Here is a 21,925-nt window from a genome sequence, read left to right as displayed (position 1 = left end):
CGCGCCGTTTTCACACATGCTTCTCTCTGTTTGCGCCGAATGACTGTCACCCTGGCTATTGACTGCATGGGGGGCGATCACGGCCCCTCGGTGACCGTGCCGGCTTCCCTGCATTTTCTGCGGGAAGATCGCGACACCCGGATCATCCTTGTCGGGCGTCCGGAGGCCATCGAGCCTCACCTCGGAACGGCCCTGGCCGAGTTCGGAGAGCGTCTGCGCATCCATCGCGCCACCGAAGTGGTGGGTATGGATGAGTCGCCGGCGCTGGCCATGCGCAACAAGAAGGATTCGTCGATGCGCGTCGCGGTCAACCTCGTCAAGGACGGGGAGGCTCAGGCGGCAGTGTCCGCCGGCAATACCGGCGCGCTGATGGCGATTTCCCGCTTCGTCCTGAAAACCCTTCCCGGTATCGATCGCCCTGCGATTTGCAGTACCTTGCCGACCTTGCGCGGACAGACTCATGTGCTCGATCTGGGTGCTAACGTGGATTGCTCGCCTGAGCATCTGCTGCAGTTCGGCATCATGGGCGCGATGCTGGTGGCTGCCGTCGAACACAACGAGCGTCCCAGCGTAGGTTTGCTGAACATCGGCGAGGAAGAGATCAAGGGCAACGAGGTCGTCAAGCAGGCTGCCGAGTTGTTGCGCGCAAGCGGTCTCAACTTCTACGGCAACGTGGAAGGCAACGACATCTACAAGGGCACCGTGGATGTGGTGGTGTGCGATGGCTTCGTCGGTAATGTGGCGCTGAAGACGTCCGAAGGGCTGGCGCAGATGATGGCCACCTTCCTGCGCGAGCAGTTTTCCCGCAACTGGCTGACCAAACTGGCGGCACTTTTTGCCATGTCGGCCCTGAAGGGCTTCAAGCGAAAGCTTGATCCACGGCGCTACAACGGAGCGGCCTTGCTTGGGCTGCGTGGCGTGGTGGTGAAGAGTCACGGCTCGGCCGATGCCTTCGCTTTCGAGCAGGCTGTCTGGCGGGCGGGCGAGGCGGCACGCAATCGCCTCATCGAACGTATCAGCGAACGAATGGAACGTGAAAGGTCCGCTGCATGATTTATGCACGAGTGGCCGGCACCGGGAGCTACCTGCCCGGCGAGCCTGTTACCAACGACGATCTGGTGGCCCGTGGCATCGATACGTCGGATGAGTGGATTGCCGAGCGGACGGGCATTCGTGCGCGCCACTTGGCAGCGCCGGATGTGACGGCCAGCCAGCTGGCTTACGAGGCTTCGGTCCGCGCGATCGAAGCGGCGGGTTGCCAGCCGTCTGACATCGATCTGATCATCGTCGCGACGTCCACGCCCGATTACATTTTTCCGAGTACCGCCACGCTGCTGCAGGCCCGTCTCGGCATCACCAACGGCGGTGCAGCTTTCGACCTGCAGGCGGTATGCACGGGGTTTGCCTACGCGCTGGCTACGGCGGAGAAGTTCATCCGCTCGGGCAGCAACAAGCGGGCGCTGGTCGTCGGGGCTGAGGTCTTTTCGCGTATTCTCGATTGGAACGATCGCGGCACCTGCGTGCTGTTTGGCGATGGTGCCGGTGCGGTGGTGCTGGAGGCCTCGGACAAGCCCGGCATCCTGGCTACGGCGCTGCACGCTGACGGCAGCCACAACCCCATCCTGTGCGTACCCGGGCAGATCAATCGCGGCAGCGTGACAGGCGATCCTTTCCTGCGCATGGATGGTCAGGCTGTCTTCAAGTTTGCGGTCCGGGTTCTGAGCGAAGTGGCCCGCGAGGTCACCGCGCAGGCGGGCGTGCCGCTCGATGCGGTGGATTGGCTGATTCCTCATCAGGCCAACATCCGCATCATGCAGGCGACGGGCAGGCGTCTCGGCGTGCCAATGGAGAAGGTCATTGCGACCGTGGCCCAGCATGGTAATACGTCGGCAGCTTCCATTCCGCTGGCCCTGGACCATGCGGTCCGTGACGGACGTGTCCAGCGCGGGCAGCGCCTCCTGCTCGAAGGCGTGGGTGGCGGCTTCACGTGGGGCGCGGTGCTCCTCGAGTTTTAAAGAACAAGCAACAAGAACCAGTCACCATACAGGGTAGGGATCATGAATTTTGCGTTTGTGTTTCCGGGGCAGGGCTCCCAATCCGTGGGCATGATGGGCGCCTACGGCGAGTCGGCCGTGATTCGCCAGGCTTTTACCGAGGCGTCCGATGCGCTCGGCGAGGATTTGTGGCAGATGGTGCTGGAAGGTCCGGCCGAGGTGTTGGCGCAGACCGTCAATACTCAGCCGCTGATGCTGACCGCTGGTGTGGCCGTCTATCGTGAGTGGATTGCCCGTGGCGGTGTGGTGCCGGCATTGGTTGCCGGTCACAGCCTCGGTGAATATTCGGCGCTGGTGGCGGCCGGTTCGCTTGAGCTGACCGAGGCGGTCAGGCTGGTGCGCCTGCGTGCCCAAGCCATGCAGGAAGCGGTTCCGCAGGGTGAAGGTGCGATGGCCGCGCTGCTCGGCCTGGATGAGGATGCTGCCATTGAGGCCTGTGCCGAAGCGGCTCAGGGCGATGTTGTGTCAGCGGCAAACCTGAACTCTCCAGGCCAGATCGTGATCGCCGGCTCCAAGGCTGCCGTCGAGCGTGCGATCACCGTTGCCAAGGCGCGCGGTGCCAAGCGCGCGGTGTTGCTGCCGGTCAGCGCGCCTTTCCATTGCGCGCTGATGAAGCCGGCCGCCGAGCGTCTCTCCGTGCGTCTTGCGGAGATCGAGCTGAAGACGCCTGCTATCCCGGTTCTCAACAACGTGGATGTGGCTGTCGAAGATCGGCCCGAGCGAATCAAGGATGCGCTGGTGCGTCAGGCCTATTCGCCGGTGCGCTGGATCGAAACGGTTCGCGAGATCGCCCGTCGCGGCTCGACGCATCTGTTCGAATGCGGCCCCGGCAAGGTGCTGGCAGGGATGACCAAGCGCATCGAAGGCAGCCTGCAGGGCGGCGCGATCGCCGATGCGGCCAGCCTGGAAGAAATTCTCAAGACGACGGGGGGGGTATGACGCAGGTTTTGCAGGGGCAGGTCGCGCTGGTGACCGGTGCGTCCCGTGGTATCGGACGGGCCATTGCGCTAGAGCTCGGGCGCATGGGGGCTACGGTCGTTGGAACGGCGACGTCTGAGGCTGGCGCAGCGGATATTCAGGCCGGTCTCGAGACCGCTGGCATCGCCGGTCGTGGTCTGGCGCTCGACGTGACCAATGCCGAGGCTTGCGAGCTTGCCCTGGGCTTGATCGAGAAGGATTTCGGTCCGGTGGCGGTGCTGGTCAATAACGCTGGCATCACCCGTGACAACCTTGCCATGCGCATGAAGGATGGCGAGTGGGATGCGGTGATCGACACCAACCTGAAGGCCGTCTTCCGTATGTCCAAGCTTGTCATGCGCGGCATGATGAAGGCCCGTACAGGTCGGATCATCAACATCACTTCAGTGGTCGGCAGCTCCGGTAATCCCGGGCAGGCCAACTACGCTGCTGCCAAGGCAGGCGTGGCGGGCATGACCCGGGCACTGGCGCAGGAGCTCGGTAGCCGCAACATCACGGTTAACTGCGTGGCGCCGGGTTTCATCGACACCGACATGACCAAGGAATTGCCGGAGGCGCAGCGCGAAGCGCTGCAAGGCAAGATCGCCCTTGGCCGCCTCGGAAAGCCTGAGGAGATCGCTTCGGTGGTAGGCTTCCTGGCCTCGCCGGCGGCCTCCTACGTGACGGGAGCAACCCTGCACGTCAATGGCGGCATGTACATGGCCTGATCCTCGCCGCGCTGGCGGGGGGGCATGTTTTTGGTAGAATGCGAAGGTTTTTGAATTCACACCCGTAATCAGGGAAGGAGTAAACACATGGAAAATATCGAACAGCGCGTCAAGAAAATCGTTGCCGAACAACTCGGTGTCAACGAATCCGAAATCAAGAACGAATCGTCCTTCGTGGACGACCTGGGCGCCGACTCCCTCGACACCGTCGAGCTGGTGATGGCTCTGGAAGAAGAGTTCGAGTGCGAGATCCCCGACGAAGAAGCCGAGAAGATCACCAGCGTTCAGCAAGCGATCGACTACGTCACCGCCCACCTGAAGAAGTAAGTTTCCGGAGCCTGCCTTGACCCGTCGCAGAGTCGTCGTCACCGGCCTTGGCGTTATTTCGCCGGTCGGCAATACCGTGTCTGAAGCCTGGGACGCCATCCTGAATGGTCGTTCCGGTATCGGTGAGATCACCCGTTTCGATACCTCGAACTTCTCGGCGAAAATTGCCGGCGAAGTGAAGGGTTTCGATATCGGTGCCTATCTTTCGCCGAAGGAAGCGCGTCGTATGGATGGTTTCATCCACTACGGCCTTGCCGCGGGCATCCAGGCTTTCCGTGATTCGGGCATCGAGGTGACCGAGGAAAATGCCCACCGGATCGGTGTCAACATCGGTTCGGGCATCGGCGGTCTGCCGATGATCGAGGATACGCACAACGATTTCCTCGCCGGCGGTCCCCGCAAGATTTCCCCATTCTTCATCCCGGGCACCATCATCAACATGATCTCGGGCAACCTGTCGATCATGTTTGGTCTGAAGGGACCGAATATCGCGGTCGTCACGGCCTGTACCACTGGTCTGCACGCGATCGGCACCGGTGCCCGGATGATTGAGTACGGTGACGCTGACGTCATGGTGTGCGGCGGTGCCGAGTCCACTGTGACGCCGCTGGCGGTGGGCGGCTTCGCTTCTGCCAAGGCCTTGTCCACCCGCAACGACGATCCCGCTACGGCCAGCCGGCCGTGGGACAAGGATCGTGACGGTTTCGTGCTGGGTGAGGGAGCCGGTGTGCTGGTTCTCGAAGAGTACGAGCACGCGGTCAAGCGTGGTGCGCGTATCTACGCTGAGCTGGCCGGTTTCGGCATGAGCGGCGATGCTTACCACATGACTGCGCCGGATACCGACGGTCCGCGTCGCAGCATGGTCAATGCGCTGAAGAACGCCGGTGTGAACCCGGATGAAGTGCAGTACCTCAACGCGCACGGTACTTCCACGCCGCTGGGCGACAAGAACGAAACCGAGGCCATCAAGCTGGCTTTCGGTGCCGATGTCGCAAAGGGGCTGGTGGTGAATTCTACCAAGTCGATGACCGGTCACCTGCTTGGCGGGGCCGGTGGTCTCGAGTCCGTGCTGACGACCCTGGCGGTCTATCATCAGGTCTCGCCGCCGACGATCAATATCTTCGAGCAGGATCCGGAGTGCGATCTGGACTACTGCGCGAACGTGGCCCGTCCGATGAAGATCGACATCGCCATGAAGAATAACTTCGGCTTCGGTGGTACCAACGGTACCCTGGTGTTCCGTAAGATTTGACTCCATGGGCGCACGGAGGTCCGCGCGTCCATGAGCGTCATTGAATTCAGGCCGTCGCGGCTGCTCGCCATGCTCCTTGTGGCGCTGCATCTCGCGGCGGCTTTTTCGTTCCTGTCTGGATTTGGAGCGGGGCTCGCCAGTGCGGCTGGGCTTGTGCTCCTGGGCGGGACGGGATGGCATTGCTGGTGCCATGGCCGTTACGGGGCAAGATGCCGTTTGGGCTTATTGGAAGACGGTGCGTTGATCGTCGATCCGGGCGGGCCGGCGGAGTGCAGGCTGGACCTGTTGCCGGCAAGCGTGGTGACTTACCCGGTTGTCTGGTTGATCTGGCGAGCCGACGGCAGCCGGAAAAGTAGTGCGTCGATGCTGCTGCGCGACCAGCTCGCACCCCATGAGTGGAGTGTGCTGCAGGTGTGGTTGCGCCTGCGGGTCCGGACGAGTCTGGAGGGTCCGCAGGTCAGGCCTTAGCTATGGTCCAGCGGCGGGCGCACGAAGGTTCGCTTGCGTGGCGGACGAAGGATGGTGTCGCGGGCCTTCGGCAGGGTTTCCGGATAATCGCGGCTGAAATGCAGGCCACGGCTTTCCTGGCGCTTGAGGGCGCTGCGCACAATCAACTCGGCGGTGACGACCAGGTTGCGCAGCTCGATCAGGTCGTTGGAGACGCGGAAGTTGCTGTAGTACTCATCGATTTCCCGGGCCAGCAGGCGGATGCGGTGCTGGGCGCGCTCGAGGCGCTTGTTGGTCCGCACGATGCCCACGTAATCCCACATGAAGCGGCGCAACTCGTCCCAGTTGTGGGAGATCACGATCGTTTCATCGGCGTCCGTCACGCGGCTCTCGTCCCATTGGGGCAGGTTGTCGGGCAGCGGGCGGGGATGGGCAAGAATGTCGGCAGCGGCGGATTCACTGAAGACCAGGCATTCGAGCAGGGAGTTGCTGGCCAGGCGGTTGGCGCCATGCAGGCCCGTACAGGCGCTTTCGCCAATTGCGTAGAGGCCCTTGACATCGGTACGCGCGTGCAGATCGGTGACGATGCCGCCGCAGGAGTAATGCGCCGCCGGCACGACAGGGATCGGCTGGCGGGTGATATCGATGCCCAGTTCCAGGCAGCGGGCCAGAATGTTCGGAAAATGGTTCTGCAGGAATTCCGCCGGCTTGTGGCTGATGTCGAGGAAGACGCAGTCGAGGCCGTGCTTCTTCATCTCGAAGTCGATGGCCCGTGCGACGACGTCACGCGGGGCGAGCTCCAGGCGCGGATCGTGGTCCTGCATGAAGCGGCTGCCGTCCGGGCGGCGCAGCACGCCGCCTTCGCCGCGCACGGCTTCGGAGATCAGGAAGGACTTGGCTTGCGGGTGGTAGAGGCAGGTCGGATGGAACTGGATGAATTCCATGTTGGCGACCCGGCAGCCGGCACGCCAGGCCATCGCCACGCCGTCGCCGGTGGCGGTGTCGGGGTTGGTCGTGTACAGATAGACCTTGCCGGTACCGCCGGTGGCGAGCACCGTGTGACGGGCGGCAATGGTGCGCATCTCATCGTTGGCGATGTCGAGCACATAGGCGCCGAGGCAGCCTTCGTCCGTGCGTCCGACCTTGCTGCCGGTGATTAGGTCGATGGCGATGTGCTGTTCGAGGATCGTGATGTTCGGGTGGCGGCGGACCTGTTCGGTCAGGGTAGCCTGCACCGCGGCACCGGTCGCGTCGGCGGCATGGATGATGCGCCGGTGGCTGTGGCCGCCTTCGCGGGTCAGGTGATAGCCGATTGAAGTGCTGGGGTCGGCGGTGAAGGGGACGCCGTGTTCGATCAGCCAGTGGATTGCACGGGGGCCGTTCTCGACGACGAAGCGCGTGGCTGAGTCGGAGCACAGGCCGGCGCCGGCAGTGTGGGTGTCGGATACGTGCGCTTCGGTGTCGTCGGCGGGATCGAGGACCGCCGCGATGCCGCCCTGGGCCCAGGCGCTGGCGCTGTCTTCGAGGGAGCGTTTGGTAACGAGGGCGATCTTGAGTTTGTCTGCCAGGCGCAGGGCCAGGGATTGTCCGGCCAGGCCACTGCCCAGGATGAGCACGTCAAAAGCGGTCACTTCGGGGGGATTGCCGCGGGGGGCTGTTTTGCGAAGGGCCGACTATAGCACGTGCAGTTCGTCGCAAAACAACCCTGCGGCCGACTGAACTATACGGACGCGGCGGAGTCTAGGAGGTACTTTGGCCAGGTTTTGGTAGCTCTCGGGATATACTTCCGGGCCGGTGACCCTTCGGGTCACGACTATGAAGATATTTGTTTCCCGACCATGAGCGATCGCGAAATTGACCAGCAGCTGGTCGAGCGTGTGCAGCGTGGCGACAAGCAGGCCTTTGGGCTGCTTGTTTCCAAGTATCAGCGCAAGCTCGCCCGCCTGTTGTCGAGATTGATCCGAGATCCAGCCGAAGTGGAGGATGTCGCCCAGGAGACGTTCATCAAGGCTTACCGTGCCTTGCCGTCGTTTCGGGGGGATAGTGCTTTTTACACATGGCTCTACCGTATCGGGATCAACACTGCCAAGAATTTCCTCGTGTCGCAGGGGCGGCGCGCGCCCACTACGACCGATTTCGATTCCGAAGAAGCCGAGACTTTCGAGGAGGGGGACCAGCTTCGAGACATCAATACGCCAGAACGCCTCCTGATGACCAAGCAGATTGGCGATACCGTCAATGTGGCCATGGAGGCTTTGCCCGAAGAGTTGAGAACGGCGATAGTCCTGCGCGAAATTGAAGGTCTGAGTTACGAGGAGATCGCCACGATCATGGAGTGCCCTATCGGCACGGTTCGTTCGCGGATCTTCCGCGCACGGGAAGCAATTTCTGAAAAGCTCAAGCCGTTGCTCGATACGGCTCCGAACAAGAGGTGGTAAGACGATGAAAGAAAAGGTTTCTGCCCTGCTCGATGGCGCGCTCGACGAGCACGCGACGGCGCGGATGTTCGATTCCCTGAAACGGGATGGTGCACTGCGTCGGGAGTGGGAGAACTATTGCCTGATCGGGGATTTGCTGCGGGATGAGCAGGTTCTGTCGTCGGACTTCACCCGTAACGTGATGCTGTGCCTGGATGACGAGCCGACCGTGTTGGCGCCACCCAAGCGTGATGTGGGCGGTAGCTGGATCCGCCATTTCATGCCGATCGCTGCATCGGTGATGGGGGTGGCCGCAGTCGGCTGGGTGGCGATGACGCTCAATGGTTCCGGTCAGGACGTGCTGCGAGTCGCTGAGACCAAAAAGGTACCAGTCGCTGCCGTGACGCTGGACCCGTCGCGGGCGCCGGCCAAACTGGCCGCGAACAGCGAGACGTCGGAGCGTGAGTATCTGTTCGCCCATCAGGCCATGGCGCCGTCGGCGGCGATGCCGGGTGTGGCCTTGTATGTGCGTACTGTCTCGGATACCCAGGTGGCCGGTCAGCGATGAAGCATCTTTTCTGTTGCCTGGTGGCGCTGGGGGCGTGGAGTGGTTCGGTTCTGGCGGACGTTCCGACAGATCCGCTCAGCTGGCTCGCACGGATCTCCAATGCGGCCCATAAGCTCAACTACACCGGCACCTTCACTTACCAGAGCGGCAAGAACGTCGAGACATCGCGGATTGCCCATCTGGTGGATGGCACTGGCGAATACGAAAGACTCGAGGCGCTCGACGGCAGTCCGCGTGAAGTGGTACGCAACAACGACGAGGTGCAATGTTTCCTGCCCGATCAAAAGCTGTTGATCGTGGATCAGTCGAGTGCACGACGTAGTTTCCCGGCGCGTCTGCCCCAGTCGCCAAGTGCCCTGGCCGAACACTATCGCATTCGCAAGGGCGAGGTGGTCCGGATCGTGGGCATGGAGAGCCAGCAGATCATCCTGGAGCCCAAGGATGATATGCGTTTTGGCCATCAGTTCTGGGCCGATGTGGGGTCCGGATTGCTGCTGCGGGCGCGTCTGGTCGGCGAGAAGGGTGAGAGTATCGAGCAGTTCGCTTTCACGGAGGTGCATGTCGGTGCGCCCTTCGATAAGGAAAAGGTCAAGCCCCGCTTCGTGCGTTCGAGCGACTGGAAAGTGGTCAATGCGCGCGGCAGCGATGTGAAGGTCGAGGATACCGGCTGGGTGTTCAAGAATTCCATTCCGGGTTTCCGCCAGGTCGTCTCGGTGGTCCGCCAGGGACGCAAGGAGCGTGGCGAGGCTTATCACGTGGTGTTTTCGGATGGCCTTGCGGCGATTTCCGTGTTCATCGAGCCGATGCCTGCCAAGAATACGCTGCAGAGCGGGATGAGTTCGTCAGGAGCATTCAATATCTTCCGCCGTACTGTGTCCGATCACCTCATCACCGTGCTGGGCGAAGTGCCGCAGCAGGCGCTGGTGCGCATCGCCGACGGCGTGGAGACGCGGAAGCGCTGATGCGGGTGAATGGAGTCGTCCAGCGGCTGGATGCCGGCTATGCATGGGTCGATGTGTCCGTGGCTCAGGGCTGTGGGCGCTGCAATGAGCCAGGCGGTTGCGGGGGTGTCAATCTTGCGAGTCCCTTCGCACCGACCAGCCGGAGCGTGCGGGTGATCAACGATATCGAGGCGCGGCCTGGTGAGTCCGTCGGCGTCGTCATCGATGACCGCGTGCCGCTGCAGGCGGCGCTGTGTGCTTACGGTTGGCCTGTTCTGGGTGTCATTGCGGGTGCTGTTCTCGGCGCCGGCGCTGCGCCGGGGGGCAATGGCGACCTGCTGGCCGCCTTGGGTGCGCTGGGCGGTGGCCTGGTGGCAGGAATCTGGGGGCGTAAGCGGAGTCGTGGCATGCAGCAGGATCTACCCATGCGCCTGGAACGAGGCGCCGCGGAAAGCGCTGGGGCGTGCGGGCAATGAAGGCTGTGGTCCAGTATTGCCGTGCCTTGCTGGTGGCAGGATGCCTGCTCTGCTGGGGGCTACCGGGGAGTGCGTTGTCCCGCGATCTGCCGGATTTTGCCGAGCTGGCCGAGCGTCAGGGGATGTCGGTCGTCAACATCAGCACTACCCAGGCGGTACGCCAGGGGAAAGGGCCTGTCCCGAGCTTCGATGACGATGACCCGATGTTCGATTTCTTCCGGCGTTTCGTGCCCCGTCATCCGGGGGCCCCGCGGATAGAACCGGACAATCGCTCCCTCGGTTCGGGTTTCATCGTGTCTGCGGACGGCTATGTGCTGACCAATGCGCACGTCGTTGAAGGTGCCGACGAAATCATCGTCAAGCTCACCGACAAGCGCGAGTTCCGGGCCCGCCTGATGGGGGCCGATCCGCGCAGCGACGTGGCGCTGCTTAAGATCGAGGCGACCGGACTGCCCAAAGTGACGCTCGGTGATCCGGCCAAGTTGCGGGTCGGCGACTGGGTCGTGGCCATTGGCGCGCCATTCGGCTTCGAGAACTCGGTCACCGCCGGCATCGTCAGCGCAAAGGGGCGCTCTTTGCCACAGGAGAGCTTCGTCCCCTTCATCCAGACGGACGTGGCGATCAATCCAGGCAATTCGGGCGGGCCGCTGTTCAATATGAAGGGCGAGGTCGTCGGGATGAATTCCCAGATCTACAGCCGCACCGGTGGCTTCATGGGCTTGTCCTTTGCCATCCCCATCGATGTGGCGATGGAAGTGCAGGGGCAGTTGCGCAGCAATGGCCGCGTGCAGCGCGGCCGCGTCGGCGTCGTCATCCAAGAAGTGTCCCGCGAGCTGGCCGACAGCTTCGGACTCGGCAAACCGGTCGGTGCGCTGGTCAGTTCCGTGGAAAAGGGTAGCCCTGCCGAGAAAGCCGGTATCGAGCAGGGCGACATCATCCTGCGTTTCGACAGCCGGACGATCGGTGTGTCGGGCGATCTGCCGCGGGCCGTCGGCAGTACCCGGCCGGGTAATAAGGTTCCGCTGCAGGTGTGGCGCAAGGGCGCGACCCGTGATCTGTCCGTGGTGGTGGCCGAGTTGCCCGACGATAAGGCCCGCAAGGTGGCTGCCAAGGTCACGCGGGCGGATGCCTCGCCGAACAGGCTGGGCATTCTGGTCGTCGAGCCGAGTGCCGAGCAGAAGAGGGATGCGCGCTTCGGTAGTGGTGGTGTGATCGTCGATGCGCTGCGCAGCGCATCGGCGCGCGCCTCCGAGATCCAGTCCGGCGACGCGATCCTGGCGCTGGTGGTGAAAGGTGGGCGTACCGACATCCGCTCGGTGGAGCATTTCAACAAGATCGTCGCGACCCTCGAACCGGGGCAGACCGTGACCCTGCTGGTCCTGCGCGGCGATTTTCAGACCTTTGTGCCGGTGAGAACGATTGAGCGCTGAACGCAAGCTGACTGTCTTGAGTCGCGAGTGGTGCCATTTGTGCCACGATCTGGTGGATGCGCTGGCTCCGTTGCGGCAGGAACTGGACTTCGCCATCGAGGTGGTGGACGTGGATGCCTTTCCCGAACTGGAAGCGTTGTGGAGCGAAAAGGTGCCCGTGGTGCTGGCGGGAAACATTGAGCTGTGTCATTACTTCCTCGATGAAGCGGCGGTCCGTGCTCATTTTCAGCGTATCGGTTAGAATCCAAGTCTTTGCCAGGCAAACAAAATTTATTCAGGGTGCCCACCGGCACCCTTTTTCATGGCCCACATGCAACACATCAGAAATTTCTCGATCATCGCCCACATCGACCACGGTAAATCTACCCTGGCGGACCGGATCATCCAGCTTTGCGGCGGCCTTTCGTCGCGTGAGATGGAGGCCCAGGTGCTCGACTCGATGGACATCGAGCGCGAGCGCGGCATCACCATCAAGGCCCAGACTGCGGCGCTCAGCTACCGTGCCCGCGATGGCCAGATCTACAACCTGAATCTCATCGATACCCCGGGACACGTGGACTTCTCCTACGAAGTGTCCCGCTCGCTGGCGGCCTGCGAGGGCGGCCTGCTGGTGGTGGACGCTTCTCAGGGGGTAGAGGCCCAGACGGTGGCCAACTGCTACACGGCGCTCGACCAGGGCGTCGAGGTGGTGCCGGTCCTCAACAAGATGGACTTGCCCCAGGCGAACCCCGACGGCGCCAAGCAGGAGATCGAGGACGTCATCGGCATCGATGCGACCGACGCGATCCCCTGCTCGGCCAAGACCGGCATGGGCGTCGAGGACATCCTCGAGGCCGTGATCGCCCGCATTCCGCCGCCGAAGGGCGACCCCGACGCACCGCTGAAGGCCTTGATCATCGACTCGTGGTTCGACAACTACGTGGGCGTGGTGATGCTGGTGCGGGTGGTGGATGGGACCCTCCGTCCGAAGGACAGGATCCTGTTCATGTCCAACGGAGCCCAGCACCTTTGCGAGCAGGTCGGTGTATTCACGCCCAAGTCCCTGCCGCGGGAAAGTCTGTCCGCGGGCCAGGTGGGCTTCATCATCGCCGGCATCAAGGAACTCAAGTCGGCCAAGGTCGGCGATACGATCACGTTGGCCAATCGCAAGGCTGCCGAGCCGCTGGCCGGCTTCAAGGAAATCAAGCCACAGGTGTTCGCCGGCCTGTACCCGGTCGAATCCAACGAGTACGACCAGCTGCGCGAGTCGCTGGAAAAGCTGCGTCTCAACGATGCCTCCCTGCAGTTCGAGCCGGAAGTCTCCCAGGCACTGGGCTTCGGTTTCCGCTGCGGCTTCCTTGGCCTGCTCCACATGGAGATCGTCCAGGAACGCCTGGAACGCGAGTTCGACATGAACCTCATCACCACGGCGCCGACCGTGGTGTACGAGGTGCTGATGAAGGATGGTACGGTCGAGCAGATTTCCAACCCGTCGCGCTTGCCGGACCTGTCGAAGGTCGATGAGGTGCGCGAGCCGATCATCAAGGCGGTCATCTTCCTGCCCCAGGAATACGTGGGGCCGGTGATCACGCTGTGCAACCAGAAGCGCGGCGCGCAGGTGGACATGCTCTATCACGGCCGCCAAGTGCAGCTGATCTACGACATGCCGATGAACGAAGTGGTGATGGACTTCTTCGACAAGCTGAAGTCCGTTTCCCGCGGCTATGCCTCGCTCGACTACGAATTCAAGGAATACCGCGCCGCCGATCTGGTCAAGCTCGACGTCTTGGTATCCAGCGAGAAGGTCGATGCGCTGTCGATCATCGTGCACCGCGCCAATTCCCAGTATCGCGGCCGCGAACTGGTGGCCAAGCTGCGTGAGCTGATCCCGCGTCAGATGTTCGACGTGGCCATCCAGGCGGCCATCGGTTCCAACATCGTCGCCCGGGAAACCATCAAGGCTCTGCGCAAGAACGTGCTGGCCAAGTGTTACGGCGGCGACATCACGCGGAAGAAGAAGCTCCTCGAGAAGCAGAAGGAGGGCAAGAAGCGCATGAAGCAGGTCGGCAACGTGGAAATTCCGCAGGAGGCCTTCCTGGCCGTGCTGCGGGTCGATGAAGGTAAATAACCGGCCACCGGTCGGCTCAGGAGTGCAGGCGTGAATTTCGCGTTGATTCTGTTTGTTCTGTTGGTGTTCAGTGGCATTTTGTGGGCGCTCGATCACTTTGTGGCCAGCAAGCGGCGGGCGGTCGGGGCCAAGTCGCCCTGGTGGGTGGAGTACGGGGCGAGTTTCTTCCCGGTCATCCTGGTGGTGTTCTGCCTGCGCTCCTTCGTCGTCGAGCCGTTCAAGATCCCGTCGGGCTCGATGATCCCGACCCTGTTGGTCGGCGACTTCATCCTGGTGAACAAGTGGACCTACGGTATCCGCCTGCCGGTCATCAACAAGAAGGTGATCGCCGTCAATGAACCCAGGCGCGGCGACGTGATGGTCTTCCGTTTCCCGGGTGATCCTTCGCTGGACTACATCAAGCGGGTCGTCGGTCTGCCGGGCGACAAGGTGGAGTATTTCGACAAGAAGCTGACCATCAACGGCAAGGCCATGCCGCAGCAGTCTGCGGGTGACTACCTGCACGCCGACCGCCTGTTCTACTCGCCGCGCTTCACCGAGAAGCTCGGCGAGGTGGAGCACAACATCATCGTCGAGAACGAGGCGCCGGCTTTCGTCTCCCAGATCACCCAGTACCCGTTTCGCGAAAACTGCACCTATACTAGCCGCGGCGTGTCCTGCACCGTACCTGCCGGTCATTACTTCATGATGGGCGACAACCGGGACGGCAGCTTCGACAGCCGGGGGTGGGGCTTCGTGCCGGAAGAGAACATCGTCGGCAAGGCCTTCTTTATCTGGTTCAATTTCAGCGACCTCAAACGCATCGGTAGTTTCCATTGATCATGACGCGAAAGAGACAGTCGGGCCTCAGCCTGATCGGCGTGCTTCTGGTCGGCGCCCTGCTGGGCGCCTGTTTGCTGGTGGGTTTCAAGATGGTGCCGGTGGTGACCGAGTACTTCGGCATCAAGCGCGCGATCTCGGTGGTGGCGTCAAGTGCCGATCCGATGAACGCGTCGGTCTCCCAGTTGCGCAGCGATTTCTCCAAGCGGGCCATCGTCGATGAGATCACCAGCGTGACCGCCAGCGATCTCGACATCACCAAGGAAAACGGCCGCATCGTGATCTCCGTGGAATACTCCCGCAAGGTTCCGCTGGTTTCCAACGTCAGCCTGCTTGTCGACTTTTCCGTCAGCTCGGCCGGTAAGTAATCCGTCATGAAGCTGGATGCATTGCAACGGGCCATCGGCCATCGTTTTTCCCGAATCGAGCTCCTGGAGCAGGCGCTCACCCACCGCAGCTTCGGTTCGCCCCATAACGAACGGCTGGAGTTTCTCGGCGACAGCGTCCTCAACTGCGTCACCGCAGTGGCCCTGTTCGGTCGCTTCAGCGAGCTGCGCGAAGGGGACATGTCGCGCCTGCGTGCCAACCTGGTCCGCCAGGAAACCCTGCACCGCCTGGCCGATGGGCTGAAACTCGGCGACTACCTGCACCTTGGCGAAGGGGAGTTGAAGAGCGGCGGCCATCGTCGCCCGTCCATCCTCGCCGATGCCCTCGAGGCCATTTTTGCGGCAGTCTTCCTGGATGCGGGCTTCGAGACGGCCAAGGCCGTCATCGACCGTCTCTACGAAGCGTCGATCGCCAGCCTCGATCCGGCCCGTGCGTTGAAGGATCCGAAGACCGCTCTGCAGGAGTGGTTGCAGGGCAAGCGTATGCCGCTGCCACGCTATTCCCTCGCCGACACCCGGGGCGAAGCCCATCAACAGGAATTCGAGGTCGAGTGCGAAGTCGCCGGCCTTGGCCTCAAGACCCGCGGCATCGGCGTAAGTCGCCGCGCTGCCGAACAGCAGTCCGCCCAGCGGGCGCTGGAACTCCTACCCAAGCAATGACCGATATTCAATCCCCCCCCGCGTCCGCTTTCCGGACCGGCTTCGTGGCCATCGTCGGACGCCCCAACGTCGGCAAGTCCACGCTGCTCAACCGCCTGATCGGCCAGAAGATCAGCATCGTCTCGCGCAAGGCGCAGACGACCCGCCACCGGGTTACCGGCGTGCTGACCGAGGGCGCGTCGCAGTTCATTTTCGTCGATACGCCGGGCTTTCAGACCCGCCACAAGAATGCCCTCAACCGGGCCATGAACCGCACCGTCACCCAGGTGCTGTCCGACGTGGACCTGGTTCTGTTCGTCATCGAGAGCGGCCGTTACGGTGCCGAGGACGAGCAGGTCGTCAAACTGCTGCCGGAAGGCGCCAAGGTGATCCTGGTCGTCAACAAGGTGGACATGCTGGAGGACAAGACGCGCCTGCTGCCTTTCCTGCAGAAGGTGAGCGCTATCTATCCGTTTGCCGAGATCGTGCCGGTCAGCGCCGAGAAGGGCCGCAATACCGACGAGCTGCTGAAGGCGGCGGCGCCCTATCTGCCGGAAGGCGAGCCGATCTTCGACGCGGACGACATCACCGACCGCAGCGAGCGTTTCCTGGCCGCCGAATTCCTGCGCGAGAAGCTGTTCCGCCAGCTCGGCGAAGAGCTGCCCTACGGCATCGCGGTGGAGATCGAGAAGTTCGAGGCCGAGCCCGGCCTGCGCCGCATTAACGCGGCGGTGATCGTCGACAAGGCGCCCCACAAGGCGATGGTGATCGGCAAGGGCGGCGAGCGCCTCAAGCGTATCGCCACCGAAGCCCGCGTCGAGATGGAAAAGCTCTTCGAGTCCAAGGTCTTCCTGGAAGTGTGGGTCAAGGTGAAGAGCGGCTGGGCCGACGACGAACGGGCTCTGAAGAGCCTCGGCTACGAATAAGCTGCTTTCCCCGTGAGCGCCAGGCCGCGCGTCGACCAGCAGCCGGGTTTCGTGCTGCACAGCTATCCCTACCGGGAGACCAGCCTTATCGTCGAGGTGTTCAGCCGCGACTACGGCCGCGTCGGCCTCGTTGCCAAGGGCGCGCGGCGGCCGATGTCCCAGCTGCGCGGCGTGCTGATGGCCTTTCAGCCGCTGCTGATCGACTGGAGCGGCGGTGGCGAGATGAAGACCCTGGTGCGCGCCGAATGGCAGGGCGGCCAGCCCTTGCTGGGTGGCCAGGCTCTGCTGTGCGCCTATTACGCCAACGAACTGCTGATGCGCCTGCTGCCGCGGGAGGACGCCCACCCGGTGCTCCACAAGGCCTACGGCGAGGCGCTGCGGGCGCTGGCTGCCAACGAATCCCAGGAAGTCGTGCTGCGCCGCTTCGAGCTGGCCCTGCTGCAGGAGCTCGGCTACGGCCTCAGCCTGGACATGGAGCAGGACGGGACGCCGGTTCGGCCCGGCGCTTTCTACACTTATATAATCGAACGAGGTGTGGTGCTGGTGGGTGACGAAGTCGCCGACGACGCCGTGACCGTCAGCGGGCGCACGCTCATCGACATGACGCAGGGCAATTTCCGCAATCCGGAGACCCTCGCCCAGAGCAAGGCCCTGATGCGCCGCCTGATCCAGTATTACCTTGGCGGGCAGGTGCTGCAGTCCCGCCGCGTCTTCACCGAACTTTTGGCCTTTCCCGGAGATCCGTCTTGATCGAACTCGGCGTCAATATCGACCACGTTGCCACCCTGCGCCAGGCGCGCCGCACCTGGGAGCCCGACCCCTGTTGGGCGGCCGTCGAAGCCCACCTGGGCGGCGCCGATGGTATCACCGTGCACCTGCGCGAAGACCGCCGCCACATCCAGGACGCCGACGTGCGCAAGCTGCGCGAGCTTACGCAGATCAAGCTCAATCTCGAGATGGCCGCGACCGACGAGATGGTCGGCATCGCCTGCGACATCAAGCCGGAAATGGCGATGTTCGTGCCGGAAGGTCGCCATGAGGTGACGACTGAAGGCGGCCTCGACATCGTGTCTCAAGAGGCTCGCCTGAAGGAGGCGGTCGCCCGCCTGTCCGACCAAGGCATCATCGTCAGTGTCTTCATCGATGCGGAGCCGGCCCAGGTGGAGGCCGCCGCACGCATCGGTGCGCGGGTCTGCGAGATCCACACCGGGCCCTATGCCCACGCCTTCCATGCCGCCGGCCGGGACGCGGAAAGCCCGGCCGTGCTGGCCGAGATCGCCAAGATCGCCGCGGCGGGGGAGGCGATCCGTGGCCTCGGCCTGCGCTTCAACGCCGGCCATGCCCTCAACTACTACAACATCCAGCCGATCGCCCGCCTGCAGGGCATCCGCGAACTGCATATCGGCCACTCCATCGTCAGCCGCGCGGTGTTCACCGGCCTGCGCGAGGCGGTGCGCGAAATGAAACGCCTGATGCGGGAAGCCGCGGAGCGCGGCGTACGGCCGTGATCTACGGCGTCGGCACCGACATCGTGCGGGTCGCCCGAATGGAGGAGGCCCTGTCGCGCCACGGCGAGCGCTTTGCCGCGCGCATCCTGGCTGAAGTGGAACGGGACGTCTTCACTCAGGCGCGAGCCCCGGCCCGTCTGCTGGCTAAGCGCTTTGCCGCCAAGGAGGCCTTCGGCAAGGCCCTTGGTACTGGCGTTGCCGCGCCGGCCACGCTGCATGCGCTGTGGGTCGGCCACGATGCGCTGGGCAAGCCGGTGTTCGAATACAGCCCTGCACTGGCGGACTACCTGCGCGAGCGTGGGCTGGTGGCCCATCTGAGTCTTTCCGACGAAACCGATTACGTCGTCGCCTTTGCTGTCATCGAGAAACCATGAAGCCATCCCACGCCCAGCCCGGCCCGATCATGCTCGACGTGGTCGGGCACGAAGTCACCGCCGAGGAGCGGGAGATCCTGCAGCACCCGCTGGTCGGCGGTGTGATCCTGTTCGCCCGCAATTACGCCGAGCCGGAACAGCTGCGGGCGCTGACCGCGGCGATCCGCGCGGTACGCCCCGGCCTGGTGATCTCGGTGGACCACGAAGGCGGGCGCGTGCAGCGTTTCCGTGAGGGCTTCACGCGCCTGCCGGCGATGCGCCGTTTCGGTGAGCTGTGGGATAGCGACCCCGCAGCCGCTCGCGCTGCGGCCCGCCAAGCCGGCCTGGTGCTGGCCGCCGAGCTGCGCGCCCATGACGTGGACCTGAGCTACGCGCCGGTCCTCGATCTGGATTACGGCGTCAGCACGGTGATCGGCGACCGCGCCTTCCACCGCCAGCCGGAGGTTGCCACCGAGCTCGCCCGTGCCGTCGTCGGCGGCCTGGTCGCAGCGGGCATGAAGGCGGTCGGCAAGCATTTTCCGGGGCATGGTGCGGTGGAGGCGGATTCCCACGTGGCGATCCCGGTGGACGAGCGCAGCTTCGATGCCGTGTGGGCCGAGGACGTGCAGCCTTTCCTGCAACTGGCCGGTGAGCTGGGCGGTGTGATGCCGGCCCACGTGATCTACCGCAACATCGATGCGCGTCCGGCCGGCTTCTCGCCCTTCTGGCTGCAGGACGTGCTGCGTAAGCGCGTCGGCTTCGGTGGCGTGATCTTCAGTGACGACCTGACGATGGAGGGCGCCAGCGTGGCCGGCGACATCGTGGCCCGTGCCGAAGCCGCCCATGGCGCCGGCTGCGACATGGTCCTGGTGTGCAACCGCCCCGAACTGGCCGTGCGTCTGCTCGACGCGTGGCACCCGGTGGTCGATGCCGACAGCGCCGCGCGCATTGCCGCGCTGCGTCCGCGGGCCGGCAGCGCCCCGGCGACGCCGGCCGAGCTGGCCGACTGGACCGATTACCGCGCCGCCCGCGACGCCATCCTGGCGCTGGCCTGATCCGGACCCTTGCGATGAGCTTCGACGCCAAGGCTTTTCTGCGCACCCTGACCGAGGAGCCCGGGGTCTATCGCATGATCGGTGTCGACGAGGCGGTGCTTTACGTCGGCAAGGCCAAGAACCTCAAGCGGCGGGTGTCGTCCTATTTCCAGCGTACCCAGTTGAGCCCACGCATTGCCATCATGGTGAGCCAGGTGCAGCGGGTGGACACCACCGCCACCCGCTCTGAGGCCGAGGCGCTGATCCTCGAGAACAACCTCATCAAGAGCCTCGGGCCGAAGTACAACATCCTGTTCCGGGACGACAAGTCCTATCCCTACATCGCGCTGTCCGGCGGCGACTTCCCGCAGATCTATTACCACCGGGGTGGCTTCGCCAAGGGCGTGCGCTACTTCGGGCCCTTTCCCAACAGCTGGGCGGTGCGCGAGAGCCTGCACCTGATGCAGAAGATCTTCCGCCTGCGCACCTGCGAGGACTCCACCTTCAGCAACCGCTCGCGGCCCTGCCTGCTGCACCAGATCCAGCGCTGCACCGGGCCCTGCGTCGGACTCATCGATAAGGAGGCCTACGCGTCCGACGTGCAGACGGCCAGCCTGTTTCTCAACGGCCGCCATACCGAGGTGATCGACGACCTGTCGAAACGCATGCTGGAAGCCTCCGATGCGCTGGCCTTCGAGAAGGCGGCGATGTACCGCGATCAGATCCGCAACCTGCAGGCGGTGCTGCACAAGCAGTTCGTCGAGAGCGCCAAGGACGAGGACGTGGATGTGGTGGCAGCGGTGGAGCGGGGCGGCATGGTATGCGTCAACCTGGCGATGATTCGCGGTGGCCGTCACCTCGGCGACCGGCCGCTGTTCCCCAGCAACGCCCAGGGCTGTACGCCGCTGGATGCATTGGTGGCCTTCGTCGAGCAGCACTATCTGGATCAGCCGTTGCCCGGAAAGATCCTCGTCAATCTCGAGCCGGCCACCGTCAAGGAGGCTCTCGAAGAGGTTGTCGAGGGCAAGGTCGCGGTAATGGCGGCGCGCTACGAGAACGAGCGGGCCTGGATGGGCATGGCCGAGAACAACGCCGGCCTCGCCTTGCTGGCACGGGAGCAGGAGTCCGCCCGCGGCGAGCAACGCCTCGACGCCCTGCGCGATGCGCTGGGGCTGGCCGACACGCCGAACCGTATCGAGTGCTTCGACATCTCCCACACGATGGGCGAGTCCACGGTGGCTTCCTGCGTGGTGTGGGACGGCAAGGCGATGAAGAAGTCCGAATACCGCCGTTACAACATCAGCGGCATCACCCCCGGCGACGACTATGCGGCGATGCGCCAAGCCCTGACCCGGCGCTACGAGAAGGTGGCCGCCGGGGAGGGCGTGCAGCCGGACCTGATCCTCATCGACGGCGGCAAGGGGCAGATGGGCGTCGCCAGGGAAGTGCTGGCTGAACTCGGCCTGGAAGCCATCACGATGTTCGGCGTCGCCAAGGGCGAAAGCCGCAAGCCGGGCCTCGAAGAGCTGGTCTTCCCCGACGGTCGCGAACCCGTGCACCTGCGTCCCGATGCACCGGCGCTGCACCTGATCCAGGAAATCCGCGACGAAGCCCACCGCTTCGCGATCACCGGCCACCGCGCCCGGCGGGCCAAAACGCGCAACACTTCGCGCCTCGAAGACATCGCCGGCGTCGGCCCGACGCGGCGGCGCAAGCTGCTGGCCGCCTTCGGCGGCATGGACGGTGTGCGCAATGCCACGGTGGAAGACCTCTGTCGTGTCGAGGGTATCAACCGGCACTTGGCAGAACAGATATACAATTCGCTGCGATAGCCAGTGAACGCCGACATGCTCTTCAATATTCCCAATTCGCTTACCTGGGCACGCATTGCCCTGATCCCGTTTTTCGTCGGCATCTATTACCTTCCCGAAAACGTGATGTCCCCGGAGGACAAGAACCTGGTGGCCACGCTGACCTTCGTCGCCGCGGCGGTCACCGACTGGTTCGACGGCTACCTGGCGCGCAGCCTGGGGCAGACGTCGGCCTTTGGCGCTTTCCTGGATCCGGTGGCCGACAAGCTGATGGTGGCGGCGGCGCTGATCGTGCTGGTGCATCTTGGCCGCGTCGATTCGCTGATCGCACTGGTCATCATCGGGCGGGAGATTACCATCTCGGCGCTGCGCGAATGGATGGCCAAGGTCGGCGCGGCCGGCAGCGTTGCGGTGGCCTTCGTCGGCAAGCTCAAGACGGCGGCCCAGATGTCGGCGATTCCGCTGTTGCTGTTCCAGGCGCCACTCTTTGGCTTCGACAGCATGAGTTTGGGAACCTTGCTGATCTACGTGGCGGCAGTGCTGACCCTGTGGTCCATGGGGTACTACATGCGCTGCGCCTGGCCCGAACTAATGAAACGTAGTCGATAAACAATTTCGGATTTAATTTGACAGACAAGAAATTTTGCCTATAATGGCGGTCTGTCACGCGGCAGTAGCTCAGTTGGTAGAGCGCAACCTTGCCAAGGTTGAGGTCGAGAGTTCGAGACTCTTCTGCCGCTCCAGA

General features: G+C 63.5%; 25 protein-coding genes and 1 tRNA gene. 25 read left to right on the top strand and 1 reads right to left on the bottom strand.

Annotated elements, in window-relative coordinates; translation table 11 throughout:
- Nucleotides 1-39: 39 nt before the first annotated feature.
- The 7 genes from plsX (at nt 40) to B4920_RS15795 (ending at nt 5,786) form a co-directional block, all read left to right on the top strand.
- Nucleotides 40-1,053 carry a phosphate acyltransferase PlsX gene (plsX, locus tag B4920_RS15825; protein ID WP_079435602.1) on the top strand — a complete coding sequence of 338 codons (1,014 nt, stop codon included), beginning with the start codon at nt 40-42 and terminating at the stop codon, nt 1,051-1,053.
- Entirely contained in the window at nt 1,050-2,015 is a 966-nt protein-coding gene (locus B4920_RS15820) for a beta-ketoacyl-ACP synthase III (RefSeq protein ID WP_079435601.1), read from the top strand. Before plsX ends, B4920_RS15820 begins: the two co-directional genes overlap by 4 nt.
- 42 nt (nt 2,016-2,057) lie before the next feature.
- Nucleotides 2,058-2,993 (top strand): ACP S-malonyltransferase, encoded by a 936-nt coding sequence (gene fabD, locus B4920_RS15815; protein WP_079435600.1) that lies wholly within the window; start codon nt 2,058-2,060, stop codon nt 2,991-2,993.
- Nucleotides 2,990-3,739 (top strand): 3-oxoacyl-ACP reductase FabG, encoded by a 750-nt coding sequence (fabG, locus tag B4920_RS15810; RefSeq protein ID WP_079435599.1) that lies wholly within the window; start codon nt 2,990-2,992, stop codon nt 3,737-3,739. Before fabD ends, fabG begins: the two co-directional genes overlap by 4 nt.
- An 87-nt stretch (nt 3,740-3,826) precedes the next feature.
- Entirely contained in the window at nt 3,827-4,066 is a 240-nt protein-coding gene (gene acpP / locus B4920_RS15805) for an acyl carrier protein (RefSeq protein ID WP_079435598.1), read from the top strand.
- Between the two features lie 16 nt (nt 4,067-4,082).
- Complete coding sequence (gene fabF / locus B4920_RS15800) at nt 4,083-5,318, top strand: beta-ketoacyl-ACP synthase II (protein ID WP_079435597.1); 1,236 nt, start codon at nt 4,083-4,085, stop codon at nt 5,316-5,318.
- A gap of 30 nt (nt 5,319-5,348) precedes the next feature.
- The gene (locus B4920_RS15795) at nt 5,349-5,786 is read left to right on the top strand and encodes a protein YgfX (RefSeq protein ID WP_079435596.1); all 438 of its coding nucleotides are present in this window, start codon (nt 5,349-5,351) and stop codon (nt 5,784-5,786) included.
- On the opposite strand, the gene nadB is transcribed toward B4920_RS15795, so the two are convergent.
- Nucleotides 5,783-7,396: an L-aspartate oxidase gene (gene nadB, locus B4920_RS15790; RefSeq protein ID WP_079435595.1), complete on the bottom strand. Its 1,614-nt coding sequence runs from the start codon at nt 7,394-7,396 to the stop codon at nt 5,783-5,785. The genes B4920_RS15795 and nadB overlap by 4 nt on opposite strands.
- A 207-nt stretch (nt 7,397-7,603) precedes the next feature.
- Between nadB and rpoE the strand changes: the two genes are divergently transcribed.
- The 18 genes from rpoE to B4920_RS15700 all read left to right on the top strand — a co-directional run bounded on the left by rpoE (nt 7,604) and on the right by B4920_RS15700 (nt 21,923).
- Entirely contained in the window at nt 7,604-8,203 is a 600-nt protein-coding gene (rpoE, locus tag B4920_RS15785; RefSeq protein WP_079435684.1) for an RNA polymerase sigma factor RpoE, read from the top strand.
- A 4-nt stretch (nt 8,204-8,207) separates the two neighbouring features.
- A complete protein-coding gene (locus B4920_RS15780) occupies nt 8,208-8,750 on the top strand; it encodes a sigma-E factor negative regulatory protein (protein ID WP_079435594.1) in 543 nt (180 codons plus the stop codon).
- Nucleotides 8,747-9,712, top strand: coding sequence for a MucB/RseB C-terminal domain-containing protein (locus B4920_RS15775; RefSeq protein WP_079435593.1), 966 nt, complete (start codon nt 8,747-8,749; stop codon nt 9,710-9,712). The genes B4920_RS15780 and B4920_RS15775 overlap by 4 nt, the downstream gene beginning before the upstream one ends.
- Complete coding sequence (locus B4920_RS15770; protein WP_079435592.1) at nt 9,712-10,167, top strand: SoxR reducing system RseC family protein; 456 nt, start codon at nt 9,712-9,714, stop codon at nt 10,165-10,167. The genes B4920_RS15775 and B4920_RS15770 overlap by 1 nt, the downstream gene beginning before the upstream one ends.
- Entirely contained in the window at nt 10,164-11,597 is a 1,434-nt protein-coding gene (locus B4920_RS15765) for a DegQ family serine endoprotease (protein WP_079435591.1), read from the top strand. Before B4920_RS15770 ends, B4920_RS15765 begins: the two co-directional genes overlap by 4 nt.
- Nucleotides 11,587-11,838: a glutaredoxin family protein gene (locus tag B4920_RS15760; protein ID WP_254050956.1), complete on the top strand. Its 252-nt coding sequence runs from the start codon at nt 11,587-11,589 to the stop codon at nt 11,836-11,838. Before B4920_RS15765 ends, B4920_RS15760 begins: the two co-directional genes overlap by 11 nt.
- Nucleotides 11,839-11,907: 69 nt before the next feature.
- Nucleotides 11,908-13,704 (top strand): translation elongation factor 4, encoded by a 1,797-nt coding sequence (gene lepA / locus B4920_RS15755; protein WP_079435682.1) that lies wholly within the window; start codon nt 11,908-11,910, stop codon nt 13,702-13,704.
- A 30-nt stretch (nt 13,705-13,734) separates the two neighbouring features.
- Nucleotides 13,735-14,523, top strand: a complete 789-nt coding sequence (gene lepB, locus B4920_RS15750; RefSeq protein ID WP_079435590.1) for a signal peptidase I — start codon at nt 13,735-13,737, stop codon at nt 14,521-14,523.
- Between the two features lie 2 nt (nt 14,524-14,525).
- Nucleotides 14,526-14,891, top strand: coding sequence for a DUF4845 domain-containing protein (locus B4920_RS15745; RefSeq protein WP_079435589.1), 366 nt, complete (start codon nt 14,526-14,528; stop codon nt 14,889-14,891).
- A 6-nt stretch (nt 14,892-14,897) separates the two neighbouring features.
- Entirely contained in the window at nt 14,898-15,569 is a 672-nt protein-coding gene (rnc, locus tag B4920_RS15740; protein ID WP_079435588.1) for a ribonuclease III, read from the top strand.
- Nucleotides 15,566-16,474: a GTPase Era gene (gene era / locus B4920_RS15735; protein ID WP_079435587.1), complete on the top strand. Its 909-nt coding sequence runs from the start codon at nt 15,566-15,568 to the stop codon at nt 16,472-16,474. Before rnc ends, era begins: the two co-directional genes overlap by 4 nt.
- Before the next feature lie 12 nt (nt 16,475-16,486).
- The gene (recO, locus tag B4920_RS15730) at nt 16,487-17,224 is read left to right on the top strand and encodes a DNA repair protein RecO (RefSeq protein WP_079435586.1); all 738 of its coding nucleotides are present in this window, start codon (nt 16,487-16,489) and stop codon (nt 17,222-17,224) included.
- A complete protein-coding gene (locus B4920_RS15725) occupies nt 17,221-17,982 on the top strand; it encodes a pyridoxine 5'-phosphate synthase (protein WP_079435585.1) in 762 nt (253 codons plus the stop codon). The genes recO and B4920_RS15725 overlap by 4 nt, the downstream gene beginning before the upstream one ends.
- A complete protein-coding gene (gene acpS, locus B4920_RS15720; RefSeq protein ID WP_079435584.1) occupies nt 17,979-18,356 on the top strand; it encodes a holo-ACP synthase in 378 nt (125 codons plus the stop codon). Before B4920_RS15725 ends, acpS begins: the two co-directional genes overlap by 4 nt.
- The gene (gene nagZ / locus B4920_RS15715) at nt 18,353-19,390 is read left to right on the top strand and encodes a beta-N-acetylhexosaminidase (RefSeq protein WP_079435583.1); all 1,038 of its coding nucleotides are present in this window, start codon (nt 18,353-18,355) and stop codon (nt 19,388-19,390) included. The genes acpS and nagZ overlap by 4 nt, the downstream gene beginning before the upstream one ends.
- 14 nt (nt 19,391-19,404) lie before the next feature.
- On the top strand, nt 19,405-21,201 hold the full coding sequence (uvrC, locus tag B4920_RS15710; RefSeq protein WP_079435582.1) for an excinuclease ABC subunit UvrC: 1,797 nt from the start codon (nt 19,405-19,407) through the stop codon (nt 21,199-21,201).
- Nucleotides 21,202-21,216: 15 nt separating this feature from the next.
- A complete protein-coding gene (gene pgsA, locus B4920_RS15705) occupies nt 21,217-21,789 on the top strand; it encodes a CDP-diacylglycerol--glycerol-3-phosphate 3-phosphatidyltransferase (RefSeq protein ID WP_079435681.1) in 573 nt (190 codons plus the stop codon).
- Between the two features lie 58 nt (nt 21,790-21,847).
- Nucleotides 21,848-21,923 (top strand) — tRNA-Gly (locus tag B4920_RS15700).
- The last annotated feature ends 2 nt before the right edge of the window (nt 21,924-21,925 follow it).

Origin of the sequence: Zoogloea sp. LCSB751 (assembly GCF_002028455.1) — a bacterium.
Classification (GTDB): Bacteria; Pseudomonadota; Gammaproteobacteria; order Burkholderiales; family Rhodocyclaceae; genus Zoogloea.
Note: the sequence above shows the minus strand (reverse complement) of the source record. Positions and strands in the feature narration are given on the sequence as shown.

Excerpts from the sequence above, each read along its gene's own strand:
- plsX (WP_079435602.1), top strand. The coding sequence starts at position 40 with ATGACTGTCACCCTGGCTATTGACTGCATGGGGGGCGATCACGGCCCC.
- B4920_RS15820 (WP_079435601.1), top strand. The coding sequence starts at position 1,050 with ATGATTTATGCACGAGTGGCCGGCACCGGGAGCTACCTGCCCGGCGAG.
- fabD (WP_079435600.1), top strand. The coding sequence starts at position 2,058 with ATGAATTTTGCGTTTGTGTTTCCGGGGCAGGGCTCCCAATCCGTGGGC.
- fabG (WP_079435599.1), top strand. The coding sequence starts at position 2,990 with ATGACGCAGGTTTTGCAGGGGCAGGTCGCGCTGGTGACCGGTGCGTCC.
- acpP (WP_079435598.1), top strand. The coding sequence starts at position 3,827 with ATGGAAAATATCGAACAGCGCGTCAAGAAAATCGTTGCCGAACAACTC.
- B4920_RS15795 (WP_079435596.1), top strand. The coding sequence starts at position 5,349 with ATGAGCGTCATTGAATTCAGGCCGTCGCGGCTGCTCGCCATGCTCCTT.
- rpoE (WP_079435684.1), top strand. The coding sequence starts at position 7,604 with ATGAGCGATCGCGAAATTGACCAGCAGCTGGTCGAGCGTGTGCAGCGT.
- B4920_RS15780 (WP_079435594.1), top strand. The coding sequence starts at position 8,208 with ATGAAAGAAAAGGTTTCTGCCCTGCTCGATGGCGCGCTCGACGAGCAC.
- B4920_RS15775 (WP_079435593.1), top strand. The coding sequence starts at position 8,747 with ATGAAGCATCTTTTCTGTTGCCTGGTGGCGCTGGGGGCGTGGAGTGGT.
- B4920_RS15770 (WP_079435592.1), top strand. The coding sequence starts at position 9,712 with ATGCGGGTGAATGGAGTCGTCCAGCGGCTGGATGCCGGCTATGCATGG.
- B4920_RS15765 (WP_079435591.1), top strand. The coding sequence starts at position 10,164 with ATGAAGGCTGTGGTCCAGTATTGCCGTGCCTTGCTGGTGGCAGGATGC.
- lepA (WP_079435682.1), top strand. The coding sequence starts at position 11,908 with ATGCAACACATCAGAAATTTCTCGATCATCGCCCACATCGACCACGGT.
- B4920_RS15745 (WP_079435589.1), top strand. The coding sequence starts at position 14,526 with ATGACGCGAAAGAGACAGTCGGGCCTCAGCCTGATCGGCGTGCTTCTG.
- rnc (WP_079435588.1), top strand. The coding sequence starts at position 14,898 with ATGAAGCTGGATGCATTGCAACGGGCCATCGGCCATCGTTTTTCCCGA.
- era (WP_079435587.1), top strand. The coding sequence starts at position 15,566 with ATGACCGATATTCAATCCCCCCCCGCGTCCGCTTTCCGGACCGGCTTC.
- nagZ (WP_079435583.1), top strand. The coding sequence starts at position 18,353 with ATGAAGCCATCCCACGCCCAGCCCGGCCCGATCATGCTCGACGTGGTC.
- uvrC (WP_079435582.1), top strand. The coding sequence starts at position 19,405 with ATGAGCTTCGACGCCAAGGCTTTTCTGCGCACCCTGACCGAGGAGCCC.
- pgsA (WP_079435681.1), top strand. The coding sequence starts at position 21,217 with ATGCTCTTCAATATTCCCAATTCGCTTACCTGGGCACGCATTGCCCTG.